This window comes from Pseudomonas phenolilytica, from assembly GCF_021432765.1.
Lineage (GTDB): Bacteria > Pseudomonadota > Gammaproteobacteria > Pseudomonadales > Pseudomonadaceae > Stutzerimonas > Stutzerimonas phenolilytica.
This window is the reverse complement of sequence record NZ_CP058908.1, coordinates 1841905-1861349: the sequence shown is the minus strand read 5'-3', so window position 1 is coordinate 1861349 and position 19445 is coordinate 1841905. Positions and strand designations below refer to the sequence as shown.

The 19445-nt window shown below is 65.8% G+C and carries 17 protein-coding genes and 1 pseudogene; 8 read left to right on the top strand and 10 right to left on the bottom strand.

Going from position 1 to position 19445, the window contains the following annotated elements:
- Positions 1–61: 61 nt before the first annotated feature.
- The 4 genes from nosR to HU825_RS08885 all read right to left on the bottom strand — a co-directional run bounded on the left by nosR (position 62) and on the right by HU825_RS08885 (position 4822).
- Positions 62–2242: a transcriptional regulator NosR gene (gene nosR, locus HU825_RS08900; RefSeq protein ID WP_234303331.1), complete on the bottom strand. Its 2181-nt coding sequence runs from the start codon at positions 2240–2242 to the stop codon at positions 62–64.
- Between the two features lie 255 nt (positions 2243–2497).
- Complete coding sequence (locus HU825_RS08895) at positions 2498–3748, bottom strand: acyl-CoA dehydrogenase family protein (RefSeq protein ID WP_138299298.1); 1251 nt, start codon at positions 3746–3748, stop codon at positions 2498–2500.
- Between the two features lie 173 nt (positions 3749–3921).
- Positions 3922–4362 (bottom strand): CopD family copper resistance protein, encoded by a 441-nt coding sequence (locus HU825_RS08890; protein ID WP_043297941.1) that lies wholly within the window; start codon positions 4360–4362, stop codon positions 3922–3924.
- Between the two features lie 109 nt (positions 4363–4471).
- Positions 4472–4822 (bottom strand): hypothetical protein, encoded by a 351-nt coding sequence (locus HU825_RS08885; protein ID WP_043297942.1) that lies wholly within the window; start codon positions 4820–4822, stop codon positions 4472–4474.
- Positions 4823–5038: 216 nt separating this feature from the next.
- Here HU825_RS08885 and HU825_RS08880 point away from each other — a divergent pair, with 216 nt between their 5' ends.
- A complete protein-coding gene (locus HU825_RS08880) occupies positions 5039–5440 on the top strand; it encodes a DUF488 domain-containing protein (protein ID WP_043297943.1) in 402 nt (133 codons plus the stop codon).
- Between the two features lie 7 nt (positions 5441–5447).
- Here the strand turns inward: HU825_RS08880 and HU825_RS08875 are convergent, their stop codons facing one another.
- Both HU825_RS08875 and HU825_RS08870 read right to left on the bottom strand, forming a co-directional pair.
- Entirely contained in the window at positions 5448–6440 is a 993-nt protein-coding gene (locus tag HU825_RS08875; RefSeq protein WP_234303330.1) for a TRAP transporter substrate-binding protein, read from the bottom strand.
- Between the two features lie 426 nt (positions 6441–6866).
- Positions 6867–8423, bottom strand: coding sequence for a sigma-54-dependent transcriptional regulator (locus HU825_RS08870; RefSeq protein ID WP_077682638.1), 1557 nt, complete (start codon positions 8421–8423; stop codon positions 6867–6869).
- 255 nt (positions 8424–8678) lie between these two features.
- Between HU825_RS08870 and phhA the strand changes: the two genes are divergently transcribed.
- From phhA to HU825_RS08855, 3 genes are all read left to right on the top strand, one after another.
- Positions 8679–9464 (top strand): phenylalanine 4-monooxygenase, encoded by a 786-nt coding sequence (gene phhA / locus HU825_RS08865; protein WP_234303329.1) that lies wholly within the window; start codon positions 8679–8681, stop codon positions 9462–9464.
- A gap of 216 nt (positions 9465–9680) precedes the next feature.
- The gene (locus tag HU825_RS08860; protein WP_234303328.1) at positions 9681–10037 is read left to right on the top strand and encodes a 4a-hydroxytetrahydrobiopterin dehydratase; all 357 of its coding nucleotides are present in this window, start codon (positions 9681–9683) and stop codon (positions 10035–10037) included.
- Positions 10037–11230 (top strand): amino acid aminotransferase, encoded by a 1194-nt coding sequence (locus HU825_RS08855; protein WP_234303327.1) that lies wholly within the window; start codon positions 10037–10039, stop codon positions 11228–11230. The genes HU825_RS08860 and HU825_RS08855 overlap by 1 nt, the downstream gene beginning before the upstream one ends.
- Before the next feature lie 22 nt (positions 11231–11252).
- Here the strand turns inward: HU825_RS08855 and HU825_RS08850 are convergent, their stop codons facing one another.
- A complete protein-coding gene (locus tag HU825_RS08850; RefSeq protein ID WP_234303326.1) occupies positions 11253–12206 on the bottom strand; it encodes a helix-turn-helix transcriptional regulator in 954 nt (317 codons plus the stop codon).
- A gap of 172 nt (positions 12207–12378) precedes the next feature.
- On the opposite strand from HU825_RS08850, the gene HU825_RS08845 reads away from it, so the two are divergent.
- The 4 genes from HU825_RS08845 (at position 12379) to HU825_RS08830 (ending at position 16699) form a co-directional block, all read left to right on the top strand.
- Positions 12379–14517 carry a TonB-dependent siderophore receptor gene (locus HU825_RS08845; RefSeq protein ID WP_234303325.1) on the top strand — a complete coding sequence of 713 codons (2139 nt, stop codon included), beginning with the start codon at positions 12379–12381 and terminating at the stop codon, positions 14515–14517.
- A gap of 51 nt (positions 14518–14568) precedes the next feature.
- Entirely contained in the window at positions 14569–14874 is a 306-nt protein-coding gene (locus tag HU825_RS08840; RefSeq protein ID WP_102827619.1) for a DUF2218 domain-containing protein, read from the top strand.
- On the top strand, positions 14871–15788 hold the full coding sequence (locus HU825_RS08835) for an alpha/beta hydrolase (RefSeq protein WP_102827620.1): 918 nt from the start codon (positions 14871–14873) through the stop codon (positions 15786–15788). The genes HU825_RS08840 and HU825_RS08835 overlap by 4 nt, the downstream gene beginning before the upstream one ends.
- 116 nt (positions 15789–15904) lie before the next feature.
- Positions 15905–16699, top strand: a complete 795-nt coding sequence (locus HU825_RS08830) for a S6 modification regulatory phosphodiesterase RimA (protein WP_234303324.1) — start codon at positions 15905–15907, stop codon at positions 16697–16699.
- A gap of 1 nt (position 16700) precedes the next feature.
- On the opposite strand, the gene HU825_RS08825 is transcribed toward HU825_RS08830, so the two are convergent.
- The 3 genes and pseudogenes from HU825_RS08825 to HU825_RS18860 all read right to left on the bottom strand — a co-directional run.
- Complete coding sequence (locus tag HU825_RS08825) at positions 16701–17384, bottom strand: type 1 glutamine amidotransferase domain-containing protein (RefSeq protein ID WP_234303323.1); 684 nt, start codon at positions 17382–17384, stop codon at positions 16701–16703.
- Positions 17385–17505: 121 nt separating this feature from the next.
- Positions 17506–18270 carry a methyl-accepting chemotaxis protein gene (locus tag HU825_RS18865; protein ID WP_431978470.1) on the bottom strand — a complete coding sequence of 255 codons (765 nt, stop codon included), beginning with the start codon at positions 18268–18270 and terminating at the stop codon, positions 17506–17508.
- A 141-nt stretch (positions 18271–18411) separates the two neighbouring features.
- Positions 18412–19251 (bottom strand): annotated as a pseudogene (locus HU825_RS18860) (cache domain-containing protein); the annotation flags it as partial.
- Between the last annotated feature and the right edge of the window lie 194 nt (positions 19252–19445).

The following is a 19445-nucleotide window of genomic DNA, read 5'->3' as shown; positions in this document are numbered from 1 at the left end:
CTTATCGCTTACAAACACAGGTCAGACGATCAGTTCCGAACGGCTCGTCCGCAGACGACGCTCAGGGTTCCACCACTTCAACTACAGGGATCATTTCCGGCCCGACCGGGGCCTTCTTGTCACGCTTCTTGCGCTTGTTCTTGTTCACCAACGGTGGGCACTTGTTGTCGTTGTGATAGGTCATCTGGCAATCGAGGCAGTAGTGGCACTCGTTATGGTTGATGTGCCCATCCGGATGAATCGCCTGCACCTCGCATTCATTGGCGCAGATCTGACAGGGGTTACCGCACTCCTTGCGCCGCTTGAGCCAGTCGAACAGGCGGAAGCGACCAGTGATCGCCAGACCGGCGCCCAGCGGGCAGATGTAGCGGCAGTAGACCTTGCGGGTGAAGATGTTGACCACCAGCAGCGCCACCGCATACACCACGAACCACCACTGGCGGTCGAATTTGAGCGTGATAGCGGTTTTGAACGGCTCCACCTCAGCGGCCTTCTCCGCCATCATCATCGACTCGAGCGAAATACCGAACAGCACCAGCAGGACGATGTACTTGATCGCCCAGAGCCGCTCGTGCACCGCGAAGGGCACGTCGTACTGCGGAATCTTCAGCTTGCGCGCCGCCTCGTTGATCAGCTCCTGCAGGGCGCCGAACGGGCACAGCCAGCCACAGAACACGCCGCGCCCCCAGAGCAGGATGCTGGCCGCGGTGAACACCCAGAGAATGAAGATCACCGGGTCGGTGAGAAACAGTTCCCAGCGGAAATCCTTGACCAGCGCATGGACGAAGGTCAGCACGTTGACCACCGACAGCTGCCCCAGCGCGTACCAGCCGATGAACACCACGGTGAATACCAGGTAGCCGTGACGCAGCCGCTTGAGGAAGGTCGGATGCTTGGTCAGCTTGTCCTGCAGGAACAGGATCACGGTCAGCAGGCCCAGCGCGACGAGGATCACGCCGATCTGGAAGCTCTTCTGGTACCAGATGTTGACCCACATCGGCCGGTTGGCTTCTTCGATAATGGCGAGCTCTTCGGCAGTCGGCTGCGGACGCTCGATGTATTCCTCGGGGATCTGATACGGCAGCTCGAAGCTGGTGAAGATGCCATCGACCGGACCGGTCTGGCGCCGCACCAGCAGCTCCAGCGTCCACGGCGTACCCGGATCGAAGCCGGTCTGCTCGCGGATGATGAAAATCGCCATCTCCTTGAACTCCGGAATGCCTTCGGCGTACACGTCGTTGAGCCGCTGGAAGTCCAGGTCGCGGAAGCTGATGATGTTGCCGAACTGGCGCACCTGCACCCGATCGAAGATGCCGCCGCGCACATAGCCCGAGCCCTTGAACGAGTATTCGCCGCTGCCGAGCACGGCGATGGCGTGCTCGCCCGGCTTGAGTTCTTCCATGAGGAAGCGGTACTGGTTGTCGCCCAGCAGGTTGCGACCGATGGTCGGCGGATTCAGATGCGCAGCATAGAGATCGATGAACGTCTCGCCGAGCTCCTCGGCGGACGCTTCGTCCACACCCTCTGCCGCAGTGCCCTTGAAGGCCTCGTTGATCTGACCATTGGTCAGGTGCAGACGACGGATCGCCCCGCTGCCGGTCAGCTCAGCCCAACTGGCCGGCTTGTAAACATCCGCGCGCACCAGCGCAGGCTTCTGCCGCGCCTCGATGTTGTCTTTGACCAGACCGAGCGACGCGGCGACCTTGTGGGCCGAGCCCATGATGATCTCGTTGACCACCATCACGGTCACCGTCGCACCGGTCACCGCGTCGACCGTCACCGCACTCTTATCGCTGGAACGTCCCACCACCACGCGTTGATCGGCCTTGATGCCGGCATACTTCAGGTCGAAATCGTGCAGTTTCTGCTCGGGAATGCCGATGAGCAGGATCGGCTCGTGGTGCTCGAGCACGTAGGCGTCGACGATCACGCCCTGCGGATCGAGCAGCACCTGCATATTGATCGGCTTGCCGGAGTAGGCAGGGATCTGGGTGACGTTGATGCTCTGGTAGGCGTAGCCATAGACGGTGCCCACACCATCGGCGAGCGTACGCACCTTATATTCGCCTTCCGGCTCGGAGATATGGGTAGCTTTCGGGAAAAACTGCTCGATTCGTTGTTGCTCAACGGCGTAGTCCTTGGCCTGCGCCTGAACGGCACAGAGAGCCACGGCAAGGAGCACTACGAGGCCGTTCCCCCATGAGCGCAGCAGGCTGCGAAAAGAAAAGCAATGGGGTTTCATAGAGTTACCTTACTTCCACGGCGGGATGTGCCGCGCATAGTAGGGGAGTGAAGCACCACCGCCCCTTGATTGCAATCAAGCCTGGGCGGTCCATCACGGTTTCCATTGAGCCATGTCAACAAGTGCTCTGGCGCGCGAAAGTCTGACCAGACGGACGAAATTCAAGGTAGGTCATATCGCCCGAAGAGCTACCGGCCGACGGTCGTACAGATTAATCCGCGCACGTGACGGACTGGTTTATCCCCGGCGCGCCACTCAGTGATGCCGCCCCGGCGTAAGGTACGCGACCGTGGCGCCGCGATTGGTCTCACTGGTCTTGAGCTCCATCTTGGCCACGCTGCGCAGATGCACCTGATCCGGGCCATCGGCGAAGCGCAGTGCACGGCCACCGGTCCACATATCGGCCAGCGGCGTATCCGGCGTCAGCCCCATCGCCCCGTAGACCTGGATCGCGCGATCCACCACGCGGGTATGCATGCGCGGCACCAGCGCCTTGATCATGGCGATTTCACGGCGTGCCGCCTTGGCGCCGACCTCGTCGATCATCCACGCAGTCTTGAGCACCAGCAGGCGCGCCTGCTCGATTTCGATGCGTGACTCGGCGATCCAGTCGGCGACATTGGAATACTGCTGCAGATACTTGCCGAATGCCTTGCGCTCCTGGCAACGCTCGACCATCAGCTCCAGTGCCAGCTCCGCCTGGCCGATCGAACGCATGCAGTGATGGATGCGCCCCGGCCCGAGCCGGGCCTGGGCCATCATGAAGCCGTCGCCCTCACGCCCGAGCAGATTGCTCGCCGGCACTCGCACGTTCCTCAGCAGCAGCTCGCTATGGCCTTCAGGGGCGATGTGGTTCATCACCGGAATGTTGCGCACCAGCTCCACACCCGGGGTGTCGAATGGCACCAGGATCATGCTCTGTTGGTGGTGGGTCTCGGCGGCGGGATCGGTCTTGCCCATCACGATCAGCAACCGGCAGTCCGGGTGCGAGGCGTTGGTGATGAACCACTTGCGGCCATTGATCACGTAGTCGTCGCCGTCACGGCGGATCAGCGTCTGGATATTGGTGGCGTCGGACGACGGCACGTCCGGCTCGGTCATGGCGAAGGCCGAGCGGATCCGGCCCTCGAGCAGCGGCGTGAGCCAGCGTTCACGCTGCTCGGGCGTGGCGAACAGGTGCAGCAGTTCCATGTTGCCGGTGTCCGGTGCATTGCAGTTGAACACCTCCGAGGCCCAGTGCACGCGCCCCATAATCTCAGCCAGCGGTGCGTACTCCAGGTTGCTCAGCGCGGTGCCCGGTTCGTCTTCGCGTAGCGAAGGCAGGAACAGGTTCCATAGCCCTTCAGCCCGCGCCAGCGCCTTGAGATCGTCCATGAACGACACCGGATACCGGCCCGCCGCCACCTCAGCATGCCAGGCGCCGATGCGCGGCACGATGTACTCATCCATGAAGGCGCGGATCTGCTGGCGCAGCGCCTCCACGCGCGGACTGTAAGCGAAGTTCATGTGGTACCCCTGCAGATAAAGTGCGATGCAGCCACCTTAGCCGGGGCAACGACGAACGCAATGAGTCTGCAGCGGCTGAATTGGGCTCAATCAGCGCCGCGACAAGCGACCTCGGTCTTGACGGAAATCATCATCGGCCGCCGCGGACCTGCTAGGCCGAGACGCTGGTACAGCTACCAGTGCACGTAGAACATCGCCTTGGCCAGCACCACGATGCCGACCATCTGCAGGAAGATCGCCCAATGGATGGCGCGGTAGCGCGCCGGCGTCATCCGCCCGCTGCGCAGCAGGATCGCCACCAGGCCGAAGGTGAAAAACACGCCGACGGCCAGCAGGATCTTCAGGCTCAGCAGCATCCCAAAGCTGCCGGCAAACGGCTCGGCCAGCGCCTGGCGGTGGAACCAGGCCAGACCGATGCCGGCGCCGTAGACGAACAACACGACCCAGTGCAGCACCACCCGCGAGCGCGCGCCGACCGCTCGATCCAGCTGCTGCGCGACCGACTCGCCGAGCTGCGGGCGAATCCTGGCAAGAATCGCCACTTCGACGAACAGCGTGCCGATGAAGAAGATCGCTGCCAGCAGGTGCACAACATGCAGCACGGAATAGGTCATCGCAGGCTCCTCGGACAAGACAGGCGCACGATCATCCCTCAGCGCTACCCGAGAGGCCAAGCGCCGCGGGCCTATCGACTGGCTGAAGACAGACCCGTCGCACTACTGCTCAAGGGCGCATTGCGGTGATCTCGGCACCGTCGCGGCGGATATGCTGGCCCGCCAGGAAGCTCCCGTCGGAACTGCGGATACGGTCGATGCTGCCGTCCTCCTTGCGCACCACGTACAGTGTCTGTTCCAGCCCGGCGGCGTCCTGCACACCGCTACCCAGCAGCCAGCCCAGCCCGCCACCAACCAGCGCGCCTATCGGCCCGCCTACCGCGCCGACCATGAAGCCACTGAGCCCACCGAAACCACCACCGACCGCATGATCGGGGTGAACCTCAAGAATCTCGTCGGCGTGAACGGATGCCGAGATCAGGATGGCGGCGCTGGCTGCTGCTACGATCAACTTTTTCATGGGGATGCTCCTCTTGACGTTTGTGAGATGTCGCACCCCAAGAACACTTCACGAAGCGTGCCGCTTTCTTAACCATTGAAAATCAATGAGTTAACATTTCAGATGGTAGATATGACCTGCGACATAAGGGTTTAAATAACAATCAGACGAGGTATTTAATACCAAGCAAGACGCTCGGTCTTTCTCACCCGATGCTGAAAAAGAAGGAGTCCGCCGATGATCCAGTGCAAACGCGCCTATCTGCCAACGGCCGACGAGGATGGCCAGCGCGTCTTGGTCGATCGACTCTGGCCGCGTAACTGCCGCAAGGAAGATTTGCCACTCGATGGCTGGCTGCCGCAGCTGGCCCCTAGCACCGCACTGCGCCGCGAGTTCAAGGGTGGATTGCTGGATTTCGCCACGTTCCGCCAGCGCTACCGACAGGAACTCGCGGCGCATCCCGAGCATTGGTGGCCGCTGCTGGAGCGTGCCGCGCGGGGCACGCTCACGCTGGTCTACGCCGCGCGGGACGAACGAGAGAACAACGCGCAGGTGCTTGCCGAATGGCTAACAGAGGAACTGGAGCGCCGCGCCGATCCCAGCTCGCCGACCTGTTACGCCGGCAAGCCGCTGGAATGAAACGCGCTCAGCGCCGGTTAACGGTCAGCGCCGCGCGGATCACGTCGGCACCGATGTCTGCCTCGTAGGCCTGCCACACCGGCTGCATCTTTTCGCGCCAGGCCTGGCGCTGCTCCGGCGACAGGCTGATCAGCTTGCTGCTGCCGCTGGCGAGAATGCGCTCGCGATCGCGCCGGTTCAGCGCCTCCGCTTCCTCGTTCACCACCGCGGTCACCTCGACGATGATGTTCTCCAGTTCCGAACGGGTCGCGAACGGAATGCTGCGCCAGAACTCGGCGTTGGTGACCAGCATGTAGGCGAGCACACCGTGATTGGTTTCGGTGATGTACGGTTGCACGCTGTGCATGTTCTGGCTGGCGATGTTCGACCAGGGATTCTCCGCCCCCTGCACCACGCCGCTCTGCAGCGACTTGAACACCTCGGCGAACGGCAGGCGCACCGATTTGGCGCCTACGGCAGCGAACTGCGCCTCCAGCACCGCCGAAGGCTGCACGCGGAACGCCAGACCGCCGGCGTCGCCCGGCAGGCGCAACGCCTGGGTGGCGGAAAGCTGCTTGAGACCATTGTTCCAATAGGCCAGGCCATAAATGTTGTGCTCGGCCATCGAGCGCAGCAGCTCGCGGCTCTTTTCGCGACTCTGGAAACGCTTGACCGCTGCCTCGTCATCGAACAGGAACGGCAGGTCGAACACCTGCAGCTTGCGCGTGTATTTCTCGAACTTCGACAACGAGGGCGCCAGCAGCTGCACGCGGTTGTCCAGCAGTGCCTGCATCTCCTCGGCATCGCCCACGAGACTGGAGTTGGCGTAGACCTCGACCTTCAGCTGACCGGCCAGACGCTGCTCGACCAGCTGCTTGAACAGCAGTGCCCCCTTGCCCTTGGGCGTATCGTCCGCCACCACGTGGGCGAACTTGATGACGATCGGCTCCGCGGCGCTGGCGGCCGACAGCCCCAGCAGAGACAGCGTCGCGACCAGCGCGGTGACACAAGACTTGAACATCGAAAGCTCCCAGAAACGGCTGCGCGACGACGGTGCCTCGTGAGCGCCGGTCGCGTCGTTGATCGGATAAGTGCAATGGCGCGGCCAGGCGGCGCGATCCAATTCGGGCGAATGGCCGGTTCGTGGCAACCAAGGCTGCCGACCGGTCTTTATTGGCATGCGGTACTGCCTGCGCCTCGACTACCCGTCGCGGCGCAGGCCGCCGCGAGTCTTCGGCAAGCGGCCGCGGCAAACAAGCGCAAGCGACCTGGACAGCGCCGGTTTCGCGAACCCGGTCACGCCGTTGCGCACAGAAAAACCGCGAAACGAAACTGACCAATCAGTCACTTTCCGGCCGCTCGATGAGGCGATCATTCGGACGCATCCTGCACGCGTGTATGGCTAACGCTGCCGCAATTCCAGGCACACCGTTTGCCGCACGCGGGCTCAATCCTCCCGACCAATGCCGTATTCGCGCAGCTTGTTGGCAATGGTGGTGTGCGATACGCCCAGCCGCTTGCCCAGCAGCCGGCTGCTGGGATGCTGCTGATAGAGGCTTTCCAGCACGGCCTTCTCGAAACGCCCGACGATGCTTGCCAGATCGCCGTCGAGGGCGAAGTCGCCCAGCGGCTGCGCTGCACCGTAGGCCGGCAGGCGGATGTGTTCGGGCTCGATGCGCTCGTCGTCGCAGAGGGAGACCGCCTGAAACAGCGTGTTCTCCAGTTGGCGCACGTTGCCCGGCCAGTGATAGCCGCCCAGGCGCGCCAGCGCGGCGGCCGACAGTGTCGGCAACCGACAGCCGATCTGCCGGCTGGCTTGGTCGATGAAGTGCAGCGCCAGCGGCTCCAGGCCGTCGAGACACTCGCGCAGCGGCGGAATGTGCAGCGACAGCACGTTGAGCCGGTGGTACAGGTCCTGGCGAAACTCACCCTTGGCGCACAGCTCGGACAGATCGACCTGCGTTGCGCAGATCACCCGCACATCCAGATAGACCTCCTCGTCGCTGCCGACCCGGCGAAAGCCGCCGTCCTGCAGAAAGCGCAGCAACTTGGCCTGCAAGCGCGCACTCATCTCGCCGACGCCGTCGAGAAACAGCGTGCCGCCGGCGGTAAGTTCCAGCAGCCCCAGCTTGCCTTCCGGGCGCGCGCCCTCGAAGGCGCCAGGGCCGTAGCCGAACAGCTCGGTCTCGGCCATCGACTCCGGCAAGCCGGCGCAATTGAGCGCCATGAATGGCGCCTGACCGCGCGGGCTGGACAGGTGACAGGCTCGCGCCAGCAGCTCCTTGCCGGTGCCGGTTTCGCCCTCGATCAGCAGCGGCGCGTCCAGCGGCGCCATGCGCCGGGCCTCGCGCACCACCGCCGCCATCATCTTCGAGCTCTGGAAGATACTGTCGAAGCCGCGCAGCTCCTGCTTGCGCACGTTATAGATGCGCTCGCCGACCTGATCGGCGCGGTGCAGCGTCAGCACCGCGCCGGCCAGCGCCTCGCTGTCGTCGTGCTGCGACTGCAGCGGCGCGATGTCGGCGAGGAACACCTGTCCCTTGATCTGCACCCGCAGGCCATTGATGCGCGCCTTGTTCGCCCGCACCAGCTCGGGCAGATCGAAATCCTCGGCGTAGCGCGACAGGCTCAGCCCCGGCACCTCGTCCACCCGCACGCCGAGCAGCTGCGCCGCGCAGCGATTCGCCGCGACGATGGCGCCGCTCATGTCGACCGAGAGCACCGGAAAGTCCAGTGCGCCGAGCAGCGCGTTGAGTTCCAGCGAATGCCGCTCGCTGGGCATCAGGCTGACCTTGCGCAGCTCGAACACGCCGGGCAGCGCCTCGATCTTCGGCCGCAGGGCCTGCAGCTGCAGGTTCATCAGGTTCGGGCAGTGCAGGTAGATGGCATTGCCCTGCTCGCCCCCAACCTCACCGCGCGCCACGTTGATGCCGTAATCGACGAGCAGGTTGAGCATGTCGCGCAGGATGCCGACGCGGTTCTGGCAAAGGATTCGGATACGCATACGCGGCCCTTTTATTGTTATGCGGCGAGTTATTCGCAAGCCAGGCTTGATTATCGTCAAGATTATTTGACGAACGCAGCCGCATACAAGGCGATCACCACGCCGCCGGGCGGATTCGTAAGACTTTCTTTACATCCAGCCGCAAGCGAAGTGCGCTCGGCCTTCGCACGCCTACTACCCAACGCCCGCGCCGGCACGTTCAGATGAGGCATCCATAACAACAAGACTCAGGCGGCCACCCGCTCAGGAGGTCCGATGAACACCACGCCCTATGTCGCCCGCGAACCGGACGCGCACGGCCACATCCACTACCCGGACGCCGAGCACGCCGTCTGGCAGACACTGATCGAACGCCAGCTGAAGCTGCTCGACGGGCGCGCCTGCCCGGAATACCTGGCCGGCATCGAGCAACTCGACCTGCCCCGCGAGCGCATTCCGCAGCTCGGCGAAATCAACCGCGTGCTGCAGGCCGCCACTGGCTGGCAGGTCGCGCGGGTGCCGGCGCTGATCCCGTTCCAGACCTTCTTCGAGCTGCTGGCGAGCAAGCGCTTCCCGGTCGCCACGTTCATACGCACGCCGGAAGAGCTGGACTACCTGCAGGAACCGGACATCTTCCACGAGATCTTTGGCCACTGCCCGCTGCTCACCAACCCGTGGTTCGCCGAGTTCACCCACACCTATGGCCAGCTGGGCCTGGCAGCGAGCAAGGAGGAGCGCGTCTATCTCGCGCGGCTGTACTGGATGACCATCGAGTTCGGCCTGGTGGATACGCCTGAAGGTCGGCGCATCTATGGCGGCGGCATTCTTTCCTCGCCGAAGGAAACGCTCTACAGCCTGTCTGCCGAGCCCGAGCACCAGCCGTTCGATCCGTTGGAGGCGATGCGTACGCCTTATCGAATCGACATCCTGCAGCCACTGTATTTCGTGCTGCCGGACCTGCACCGGCTGTTCGAGCTGGCCCAGCAGGACATCATGGCGCTGGTTCACCAGGCCATGCGCCTGGGCCTGCACCAGCCGAAGTTCCCGCCCAAGGCGGCGTGATTCGGTGCTCGTGGTGGGCTGAAGCCCACCCTACGGGCCAAGTCGCAGGGTGGAAGACGCCGCAAGGCTCATCCACCGACCGCAACCTGAGCCCTCGACAGCGTGGCGGAGCGAACCCGACGCGTGGACAAGCCTGCGGCGTTGTCCACCCTACGGCCTTCTATTCGCCTAGGCTTTCCAATGACTTTCACCCAACAGACCAAAGGGACCGATACCATGACCGCTCTCGCCCAAGCCCAATGTGAAGCCTGCCGCGCCGATGCGCCGAAGGTATCCGATGAAGAACTGGCCGAGCTGATCCGCGAAATTCCCGACTGGAACATCGAGGTGCGCGGCGACCACATGGAGCTGGAGCGCGTGTTCCTGTTCCGCAATTTCCGTCACGCCCTGGCGTTCACCAACGCGGTCGGCGCCATTGCCGAGGAAGTCGGCCACCATCCTGCCCTGCTCACCGAATGGGGCAAGGTCACCGTGACCTGGTGGAGCCACGAGATGCGCGGCCTGCACCGCAACGACTTCATCATGGCCGCGCGCACCGACCAGTTCGCCGCCACTGCCGAGGGGCGCAAGTGATGCATTTCGGCCAGATACCCCGCGTGCCCGGCGATCCGATCCTCGGCCTGCTGGATGCGTTTCGCGCCGACGCCAACCCGGCCAAGCTGGACCTCGGCGTCGGCGTCTACAAGGACGCCCACGGACAGACGCCCATTCCCCGCGCGGTGAAGCTGGCCGAGCAGCGGCTGGTCGACAGCGAGAAGACCAAGAGCTACATCGGCGGCCACGGCGATGCGCAGTTCGGCGCCCTGCTGATGCGTCTGGTGCTCAGCCCGCGCGCCGTGGCGCTCGCCGAGGATCGAGCCGGTTGCACCCAGGCACCCGGCGGCACCGGCGCGCTGCGCCTGGCCGGCGAGTTCATCGCCCGCTGCCTGCCGGGGCGCACGCTATGGCTGAGCGACCCGACCTGGCCGATCCACCAGACGCTGTTCGCTGCCGCCGGCGTGCCGCTGCAGCTCTATCCCTACGTCGGCGCCGACAACCGCCTGGATCGCGACGGCCTGTTCGCCGCGCTGGAGCGCATCCCGGCAGGCGACGTCGTGCTGCTGCACGCCTGCTGTCACAACCCGAGCGGCTTCGACCTGAGCCACGACGACTGGCTGCGTGTGCTGGAGATCGTCCGCAGCCGCGAACTGCTGCCGCTCTTCGACTTCGCCTACCAGGGCTTCGGCGAAGGGCTGGAGGAAGATGCCTGGGCGGTGCGGCTGTTCGCCGAAACGCTGCCGGAAGTGCTGATCACCAGCTCCTGCTCGAAGAACTTCGGCCTCTACCGCGAGCGCACCGGCGCGCTGATCGTCATCGCCGCCGGTCACGAGCAACTGCTGGATGTGCGCAGCCAGCTCGCCGCGCTGGCCCGCGGGCTGTGGTCCACGCCGCCAGCGCACGGCGCCGCGGTGGTGACGACTATTCTCGCCGACGACGCGCTGCGGCAGATCTGGCAGGACGAAGTGGAAGGCATGCGCCAGCGCATCGCCAGCCTGCGCCACGGGCTGGTGGAGGCGCTGACGCCGTACGGGCTGGCCGAGCGCTTCGCGCACATCGCCGAGCAGCGCGGGATGTTCTCCTACACCGGCCTGACCGCTGCCCAGGTGCGCCGGCTACGCGCCGAGCATTCGGTGTATCTGGTCGAAAGCGGCCGCGCCAGCGTCGCCGGGCTGGATGCCGGGCGACTGGATGAGCTGGCCCGCGCCATCGCCAGCGTGGTCGACTAGCCAGCCTGTCAGGCCGCGGCCGTCACAGGCGCCCGCGCACCTGCCGCGGGCTGATGCCGAACTGGCGCTTGAATGCCGTGGCGAAGTTCGCCGGGCTGTTGTAGCCGGCGCGCCAGGCGGCCTCGTTCACGCTGATTCCTTCGCGCTCCAGCGCCTGCCGGGCCTGCAGCAGACGGCGGGCGCGCTGGTACTCGAAGATCGTCATGCCGCGCGCGCTGCGGAACTGGCGCTGCAGGGTGCCTGCGTTGACGCCCATCTCGCGGGCGATGCGCTCGAGCGTCCAGGCATCTGCCGCGCCGCTGTCGAGCAACTCCTGCAACCGCTGCAGGCGTAATCCTTCCTGCGGACGCAGCCCCGCCTCAGGCGCCGCCTCACCGAGGCTGCCGAGCGCCTCGCATGCGATATCCAGCGCGCGGCTTTCCAGATACAGCCGTTCGAGCAGCGGGTCGTAGCCCGTCGGGCTGAGCATCTGTTCGGCCAGCGTCAGCAGCCGTGCCGATGGCTGCCACACACGCGGCGTCAGATGGCTCTGCATAAAGCGCCGCACCGCGCTGCCGGCCTCGGCGCCGGCGTGGTCGAACCATTCCGGCGCCAGACTCACCACCAGTTTGCGGATATGCCGACCGCGCCGGGCCTGGCGACGGAACAGCACCGGCTCGGTCATCGCCAGCGCCACGCCTTGCGGACGCTGGCGGCGATCTGTCTGGCCGAAGGTGAGCGCCAGGTCGCCGTAGTTCACCTCGCTCTGGCCGTCGAGGAACAGCACGAACGACAGGCGCGGCTGCACCGGATTCTCGGCGACGAAATCCTGCAGCTCCTGGTAATCCGACCAGTGCAGCGACAGCCCCTCGCGCAGCTGCACCCAGCCCACCCGGCCGAAGAACAGCCGGTCGTCCTCCGGGCGCGCCAGGCGCAGCCCCGGCTGGCTCGCTGCCGGCAGTTCGCCGCGACGGATGAGGTGATCAGGTTGCTGCATGGCGCAAATCCCCGGAAGACGGATCGCAAAGCAAATGTTCGCTCGCGCAAAGGTTCGGCCCAGGCCGTGGTGGCAGACTACGCGCCGTCATTCTCGGATGCAAATCGTTATCATTTGTGCAATCGTGGGACAGTCGCCAACCTGCCCCGCCGCTTGCGACAGGAGCCGCAACATGGACCGCACCACCCGCCGTTCCCCTTTTTCCCGCCGCTGGCTGCTGCTCGGGCTGCTCGCACCGTTCCCGCTGAATGCCCTGGCGCAGAGCATCACCCCGCAGCAGGCAGTCGAGCTGGAGAGCATCACCGTCGAGGGCAATCGCCTGTACGACATGGCGCCCTCCGAGCAGAGTGGCGGCTACACCGTGCCGGCCGCCACCGTGGGCACCAAGACGCCCGCCGAGCTGCGCGACATTCCACAGTCGATCACCGTCTACACCAGCGATTACATCCGCGACCGCCAGTTCGTGAACCTCGACGACCTCGCCAAGTACACCGCCGGCCTGCGCACTCTGACTAACGACAGCGGGCGCTCGTCGATCTACGCGCGCGGTTACGAGTACGACGAATTCAACATCGACGGCCTGCCCGCGCCGATGGCCAGCATCAACGGCACGCTGCCGTCGCTGTCGCCGTTCGACCGGGTGGAGATCATGCGCGGGCCGTCGGGCCTGTTCAGCAGCACCAGCGAGATGGGCGGCATCGTCAACATGGTGCGCAAGCGCCCGACCCGCGAATTCCAGGGCAGTCTCACCGGTCGCTACGGCAGCTGGGACCAGAACTACCAGGAAGCCGACTTTTCCGGCCCGCTGGATGAGGACGGCCGCGTGCGCGGACGCCTGGTCGCCTCGCGCGCCGATAGCAACGGCGAGGTCGACTACAACGCCAACACCAGCGAAAGCTTCTACGGCGCGCTGGACGTCGACCTCAGCGACGCCACGGCGATGTCCTTCGGGCTGATCCACCAGACCAAGGACATCGTCCCGCACAACGGCTACCCGGCCGCCACCGACGGCCGCCTGCAGCACTTCAGCCGCTCGACCTACCTGGGTGCGGACTGGGGCGACTTCGACGGCCGCAGCACCGATGCCGTCGCCGAACTGACCCACCGCTTCGACAATGGCGGCTACGGGCGCATCGCCGTGCGCGGCTCCAAGCGCGCCACCGACTACCTGTATGCCTTCACCGGGCGCAACGCCAGCACCGGCGCGACCAACCTGGCCTACACCGCGCGCGACCTGGAGCAGGACACCCTCGCCGTGGACGCCAACTACAGCCAGCCATTCGCGCTGCTCGGCCAGGTCAGCGAGTTCGTCGTCGGCACCGACTTCAAGCGCTACGAGACCGAATACGCCGATGCACGCGGCAACCTCGGCGTGATCGACGTCGACAGCTACCACCCGGGCGACAAGCCGCGACCGAACGTCACCTTCGGCGCGCCGACCGAAACCGACGAACGCGAGGCCGGGCTGTACGCCAAGCTGACCTTCCGCCCGATCGCGCGCCTGGCGCTGATCGGCGGCGCCCGCGTCAGCAGCTACACCGGCGAGAACAACACGGCCGTGCATGAGGTGCGCGAAAGCGGCCATGTCACGCCCTATGGCGGGCTGGTGTTCGACCTCGACGCGCAACACTCGCTGTACGCCAGCTACTCGCAGGTGTTCAAGCCGCAAACCGAGGCCGATGCCGGCGGGCGCATCATCGAGCCGCGCGAGGGCGAGCAATACGAGGTCGGTATCAAGGGCAGCTACTACGCCGGCGACCTCAATGCGCGCCTGAGCGCCTTCCAGCTCACCGACGAGAACCGCGCCACCGGTGCTATCGACGACTTCGGCGTGCCGCTCAACGGCGTCTACGAAGCCACCGGCAAGACCCGCATCCGCGGCGGCGAGCTGGAAGTCAGCGGCTACCTGACGCCCGACTGGGAGCTGCTGGCCGGCTACACCTACATGAAGAGCGAGAACCTGGCCGGCGACGAGAACGCGCTGTTCGCGCTGATGCCGCGCCACCAGGCCTCGCTGTGGAGCAAGTACACGCTGCCCGGCGGCCCGTTGCGCGGCCTCGGCCTCGGCGCCGGCATCAGCGCCATGAGCGACTTCAGCATCGAACGCGCCGGTAGCCCGCGACTGAGCGCGCCGGGTTACGCGGTGGTCGACGCCAAGCTGTCCTACCCGCTCACCGACAAGCTGACCGCCACCTTCGACGCCAACAACCTGCTCGACCGCAAGTACTACTCGCGGGTCGGCAGCGTCGGCACCTTCAACTTCTACGGCCCGTCGCGCAATTTCGTCGTCGGCGCGCGCTACGAATTCTGAGCCACCCCACTGCCGGCCTGCGGGCCGGCCCACCCTGCAAGGAGATTACCCGTGCCCCAGTTCCATGCCGTCGTACTCACCCCGCGCGCCGCGCGCAACATGACCCGGCTGTTCAAGCACTTCGCCCACAAGGGCGAGGTCGAACTCGACGAAACCCGCGCCCGCGTGCAGTTCCCCTTCGGCAGCTGCCGCATGCTCGCCGAAGCCGACCGTCTGCTGATCGACTGCCAGTCCGAGGCCGGCGAGGCGCAGAAGCGCCTGAGTCTGGTCATAGCCGACCACCTCGAACGCTTCTCCGGCGAGGAAGCGCTCAAGGTGCACTGGCAGGACGGCGCGCTGCCGCTGACTCACGCATGAAGCGCCTCGCCCTGGCCACGCTCACGCTGCTGAGCGTGCCGACCCAGGCGGCTACGCCAGCGGCGTCCGCCTGGCTGCCCGTGACGCTGCCGCAGACCGAGCAGCGCGTGCTGCATTCGCGCCACACCGGGCGCGACTACCAGATCTTCCTGTCGCGGCCGACGCAGCCGGCGCCACCCGGTGGCTTTCCAGTGCTCTACGTGCTCGACGGCAATGCGCTGTTCCCGGCGCTGGCGCTGCAGGCCCGGGCGCTGGAAGCGCGCCCCGAGCCGACGCTGCGCAACAGCGTGCTGGTGGTCGGCGTGGGTTATCCGGGCGACGCGCTCTACGACTTCAAGGCTCGCGCCGAGGACTACACGCCGCACGCCGAGGACCGCCAGCGCCTGCCCGGTCGCGAAGCGCCGCCATCCGGCGGCGCCGAGCGATTCCTGGACTTCCTGGAAAGCGAGCTCAAGCCGCTGATCGCCTCGCGCTATCGAGTCGATCCCGAGCAGCAAACGCTGTTCGGTCACTCCTATGGCGGGCTGTTCACCCTCTACACGCAGCTGAACCGGCCGCAGGCGTTCAGCCGCTACGTCGCTGCGAGTCCGTCGATCTGGTGGTATCAGGGCTACGTCGAGCGCAGCCTGGCCCGCTTCGAGCGCCAACTGCGACAGCATCCGGCGCACAGCCGCCTGCTGATCACCGTCGGCAGCGCCGAACAGCCGGCCGCCGGCGACCCGCTGGACGACCCGCGCCAGCGCCACATGGCCGAGCGGCGCATGGTCGACAATGCCCGCGACTTCGCCGAACGTCTGGGTACGATGCCCGGCATGCAGGTCGAGCTGCGCATCAACCAGGGCGCCAACCACGGCAGCAACGCGCACTACAGCAGCGTGCAGGCGCTGGAGTGGGCGGCCGGGGCCGGGAAGTGAGCGCAACCCGGCGAGCCGACGTGCAGCAGTCAAGAAAGTCCCGCGGCGACCGATAGCAGCACATCGCGCCTGTGCTCGCGGCTGTCCGCCGCGGGCGGCGAATCCGAGGACGTTCGATGTATCGCCGCTCCACCGACTGCGAGTCCCCGCTCGCCAAGGCCGCCTGCGAAGGCTGCCGCAACGGCCAGGCGCTGGATTTCAGCTTCGCCTATGCCTACCAGCCGATCGTCAACCTGCGCGAGCGCCAGCTGTTCGCCCACGAGGCGCTGGTCCGCGGCCCTGCCGGCGAGCCAGCGCCGAGCGTGCTGGCCAAGGTTACCGAGGACAACCGCTACCGCTTCGATCAGGCCTGCCGGGTCGAAGCGATCCGCACCGCCGCGGCGCTGGCCATGCAGACACGCCTGTCGATCAACTTCATGCCCAACGCCATCTACCGCCCGGAGCTGTGCATCCGCTCCACGCTGGAGGCGGCGCAGCAGTACGGCTTTCCCATCGAGCGGATCATCTTCGAGACGGTGGAAGGCGAGGAGATCGACGACGGCAAGTGGCTGGCCGAGGTGCTGCGCGAATACCAGCGCATCGGCTTCATGACCGCCATCGACGATTTCGGCGCCGGCTTCGCTGGGCTCAACCTGCTGGCCGACTTCCAGCCCGACCTGATCAAGCTGGACATGGGTCTGATTCGCGGCATCGACGCCAGCCACTCGCGGCAGGCCATCGTGCGTGGCGTGACGGAAATCTGCCGCGAACTGGACATCCGCCTGATCGCCGAGGGCATCGAAACCCTCGACGAATGCCTGTGCCTGGCCGATCAGGGCATCGAGCTGATGCAGGGCTACCTGTTCAGCAAACCGCTGTTCGGCGCCTGCGCCAGCGCCGAGAGCCTGCTCTGGCCCGAGCTGCCGCGCTGAATCAGCCGGCGCGCAGCAGCTCCAGCAGCGCCGTTGCGGCGGCTTCCGAGGAGGCCGGGTTCTGCCCGGTCACCAGCTGGCCGTCGACCACCACGTAGGGCGCCCAGTCCGGTCCCTTGCTGTAGTTGCCGCCGCGTTCCTTGAGCCGGTCTTCCAGCAGGAAGGGCACCACGTCGGTCAGCTCCACCGCCGCCTCTTCGCCGTTGGTGAAGCCGGTGACGCCGCGCCCCTTGATCAGGAAATCGCCATCGGCGCCGCGCACCTCGGTCAGCACCGCCGGCGCATGGCAGACCGCCGCGACCGGTTTGCCGCTGCGTGCGAACGTCTCGATCAACTCGATGGCATGGCGGTCACGCACCAGGTCCCAGAGCGGGCCGTGGCCGCCGGGAAAGAACAGCGCATCGAAATCCGCCGCCGACACCTGTGCCAGCGGCACGGTGCTGGCCAGCGCGCGCTGCGCCTCGGCATCCGCCTTGAAGCGCCGGGTAGCGTCGGTCTGCGCCTCCGCTTCGTCGCTCTTGGGGTCGAGCGGCGGCTGCCCGCCCTTGGGCGAGGCCAGCGTGATGGCGGCGCCGGCGTCGCGCAGCACGAAGTACGGCGCGGCGAATTCCTCGAGCCAGAAGCCGGTGGGCTTGCCGGTGTCGCCCAGCCGGTCGTGGGATGTGAGCACGATGAGCACTTTCATGGAGCCTCCTGAAGGATGCGCGGGGTGAGCAGTTGTGACTGCCAATCGCCGCGCGATGCTCCGTTGTTCGTTCACACGCAAGAAAAAGGGCGCCGCAGCGCCCTTGGTGAACCCGCCGGAATCAGATGCGGAAGCTGCCCACCAGCTGCTTGAGGCGGGTGGCCTGCCGCTCCAGATCGCCACAGGCCTGCAGGGTCGACTGCAGGTTCTCCACGCCCTGCTGGTTCAGCGTGTTGATCTCGGTGATATCCATGTTCAGCGACTCGATCACCGCGGTCTGCTCCTCGGTGGCGGTGGCCACCGACTGGTTCATGCCGTCGATCTCGCCGATGCGCTGGGTCACCTCGCCGAGGCGCTCGCCGGCGCGGTCGGCAATCGACACGCTGGCTTCGCTCTGGCGCTGGCTTTCGGTCATGGTCTGCACCGAGGCGCCGGCGCCGATCTGCAGTTCTTCGATCATCTGCTGGATTTCCTGCGCCGAACTCTGCGTGCGGTGCGCCAGGTTGCGCACCTCATCGGCGACCACGGCGAATCCGCGTCCGGCATCGCCGGCACGCGCGGCCTCGATGGCGGCGTTCAGCGCCAGCAGGTTGGTCTGCTCGGAGATGCCCTTGATCACTTCGAGGATGTGGCCGATGTCGACGGTCTTGGCGTTGAGCGTCTCGATCTGCGCGCAGGAGGCGCTGATCTTGTCGGACAGCTGGCGCATCGCGGCGATGTTCTGCTCGACCACCTGGCGCCCGTCATCGGCCTGCAGGCGCGCGTTGCTGGCGTGCTGCGAGGCGTCGGCGGCGTTGCGGGCGATTTCCTGCGCGGCGGCCCCCAGCTCGTTGATTGCCGCGGCGACGCTGTTGGTGCGGCTGGATTGCTCGTCGGAGTTGGACATCGAGGCGTTGGAAGCGTCGAGCACGCGCTGCGCCACTTCATGCACCGCCTGCGTCGCCGAGGACACTTCGCGGATCGAGCCATGGATGCGCTCGACGAAGCGGTTGAAGGCGCCGGCCAGCTCACCGAACTCATCATTGGACTGCGCGTCGAGGCGGCGGGTCAGGTCGCCCTCACCTTCGGCGATGTTGGCCATCGCCCGCCCCATGTCGGTCAGCGGACGCATCAGCACGCGGATCAGCAGGCCCAGCAGCAGCAGGATGAAGGCCACCGCCGCGACGGTCGCGATCAGCGCGGTGGTGCGGAAACTGCTGAGGCTGGCGTAGGCCTTGTCGCGATCCAGCGAGATGCCCACGTACCACTTCACCGACGGCAGCCCCTTCACCGGGCTGAAGCCGAGCACGCGCGGCGAGCCATTGAGTTCGGCCTCGACGTAGCGGCTGTCGAGCGACGGCGTGTTCTGCGGGTAAACGTCGCGCAGCGTCTTCATCACCATCTGCTGGTTGGGGTGGACCAGCACCTTGCCATCGCCGCTGACCAGGAAGGCATAGCCCATGCCGTTGAAATCCAGCGCGTTGATGATCTCCACCAGCGCCTTGAGCTCCAGATCGCCACCGACCACGCCAAGGGTCTGCGCGCCGCTCTTGGCCGGGGTGGCGATGGACAGGATCAGCTGCCCGCTGGCGGCATCGACATAGGGTTCGGTCAGCGTCGAGCCGCCGGCGGCCACGGCGTCCTTGTACCAGGGCCGGGTGCGCGGATCGAAGTCGGCCGGCATTTCATCGTAGGGACGCAGCAGGAAGCTGCCGTCCTGGCCACCGAGGTAGGTGAAGGCGAACGTCGAGGTCAGCGCACGCTGCTCGAACAGCCTGGCCACGCGCTCGCTGCTGTTGTCGGCGGCGACCGATTCGGCCGCGCCTTCCACCAGTAGAATGCGGCCGGAAAGCCAGTTCTGGATGTTGTTCGCGGTGATCTTGCCCATCTCGTCGAGGTAGCTCTCGAGATTGGCGCGGATGGCGTTGCGCTGCAGGTAGTCGTTGTAGAGGGTGAACAGCGCGAAGGTCGCGATCACCACCAGCGATGCGGCCAGCAGGATCTTGTGGCTGAACTTGAGGCGACTGGGCATTTTGAGGGGCGTCCGATTGACTGACTGGGCGCATCCTGCGGAATGTGAAA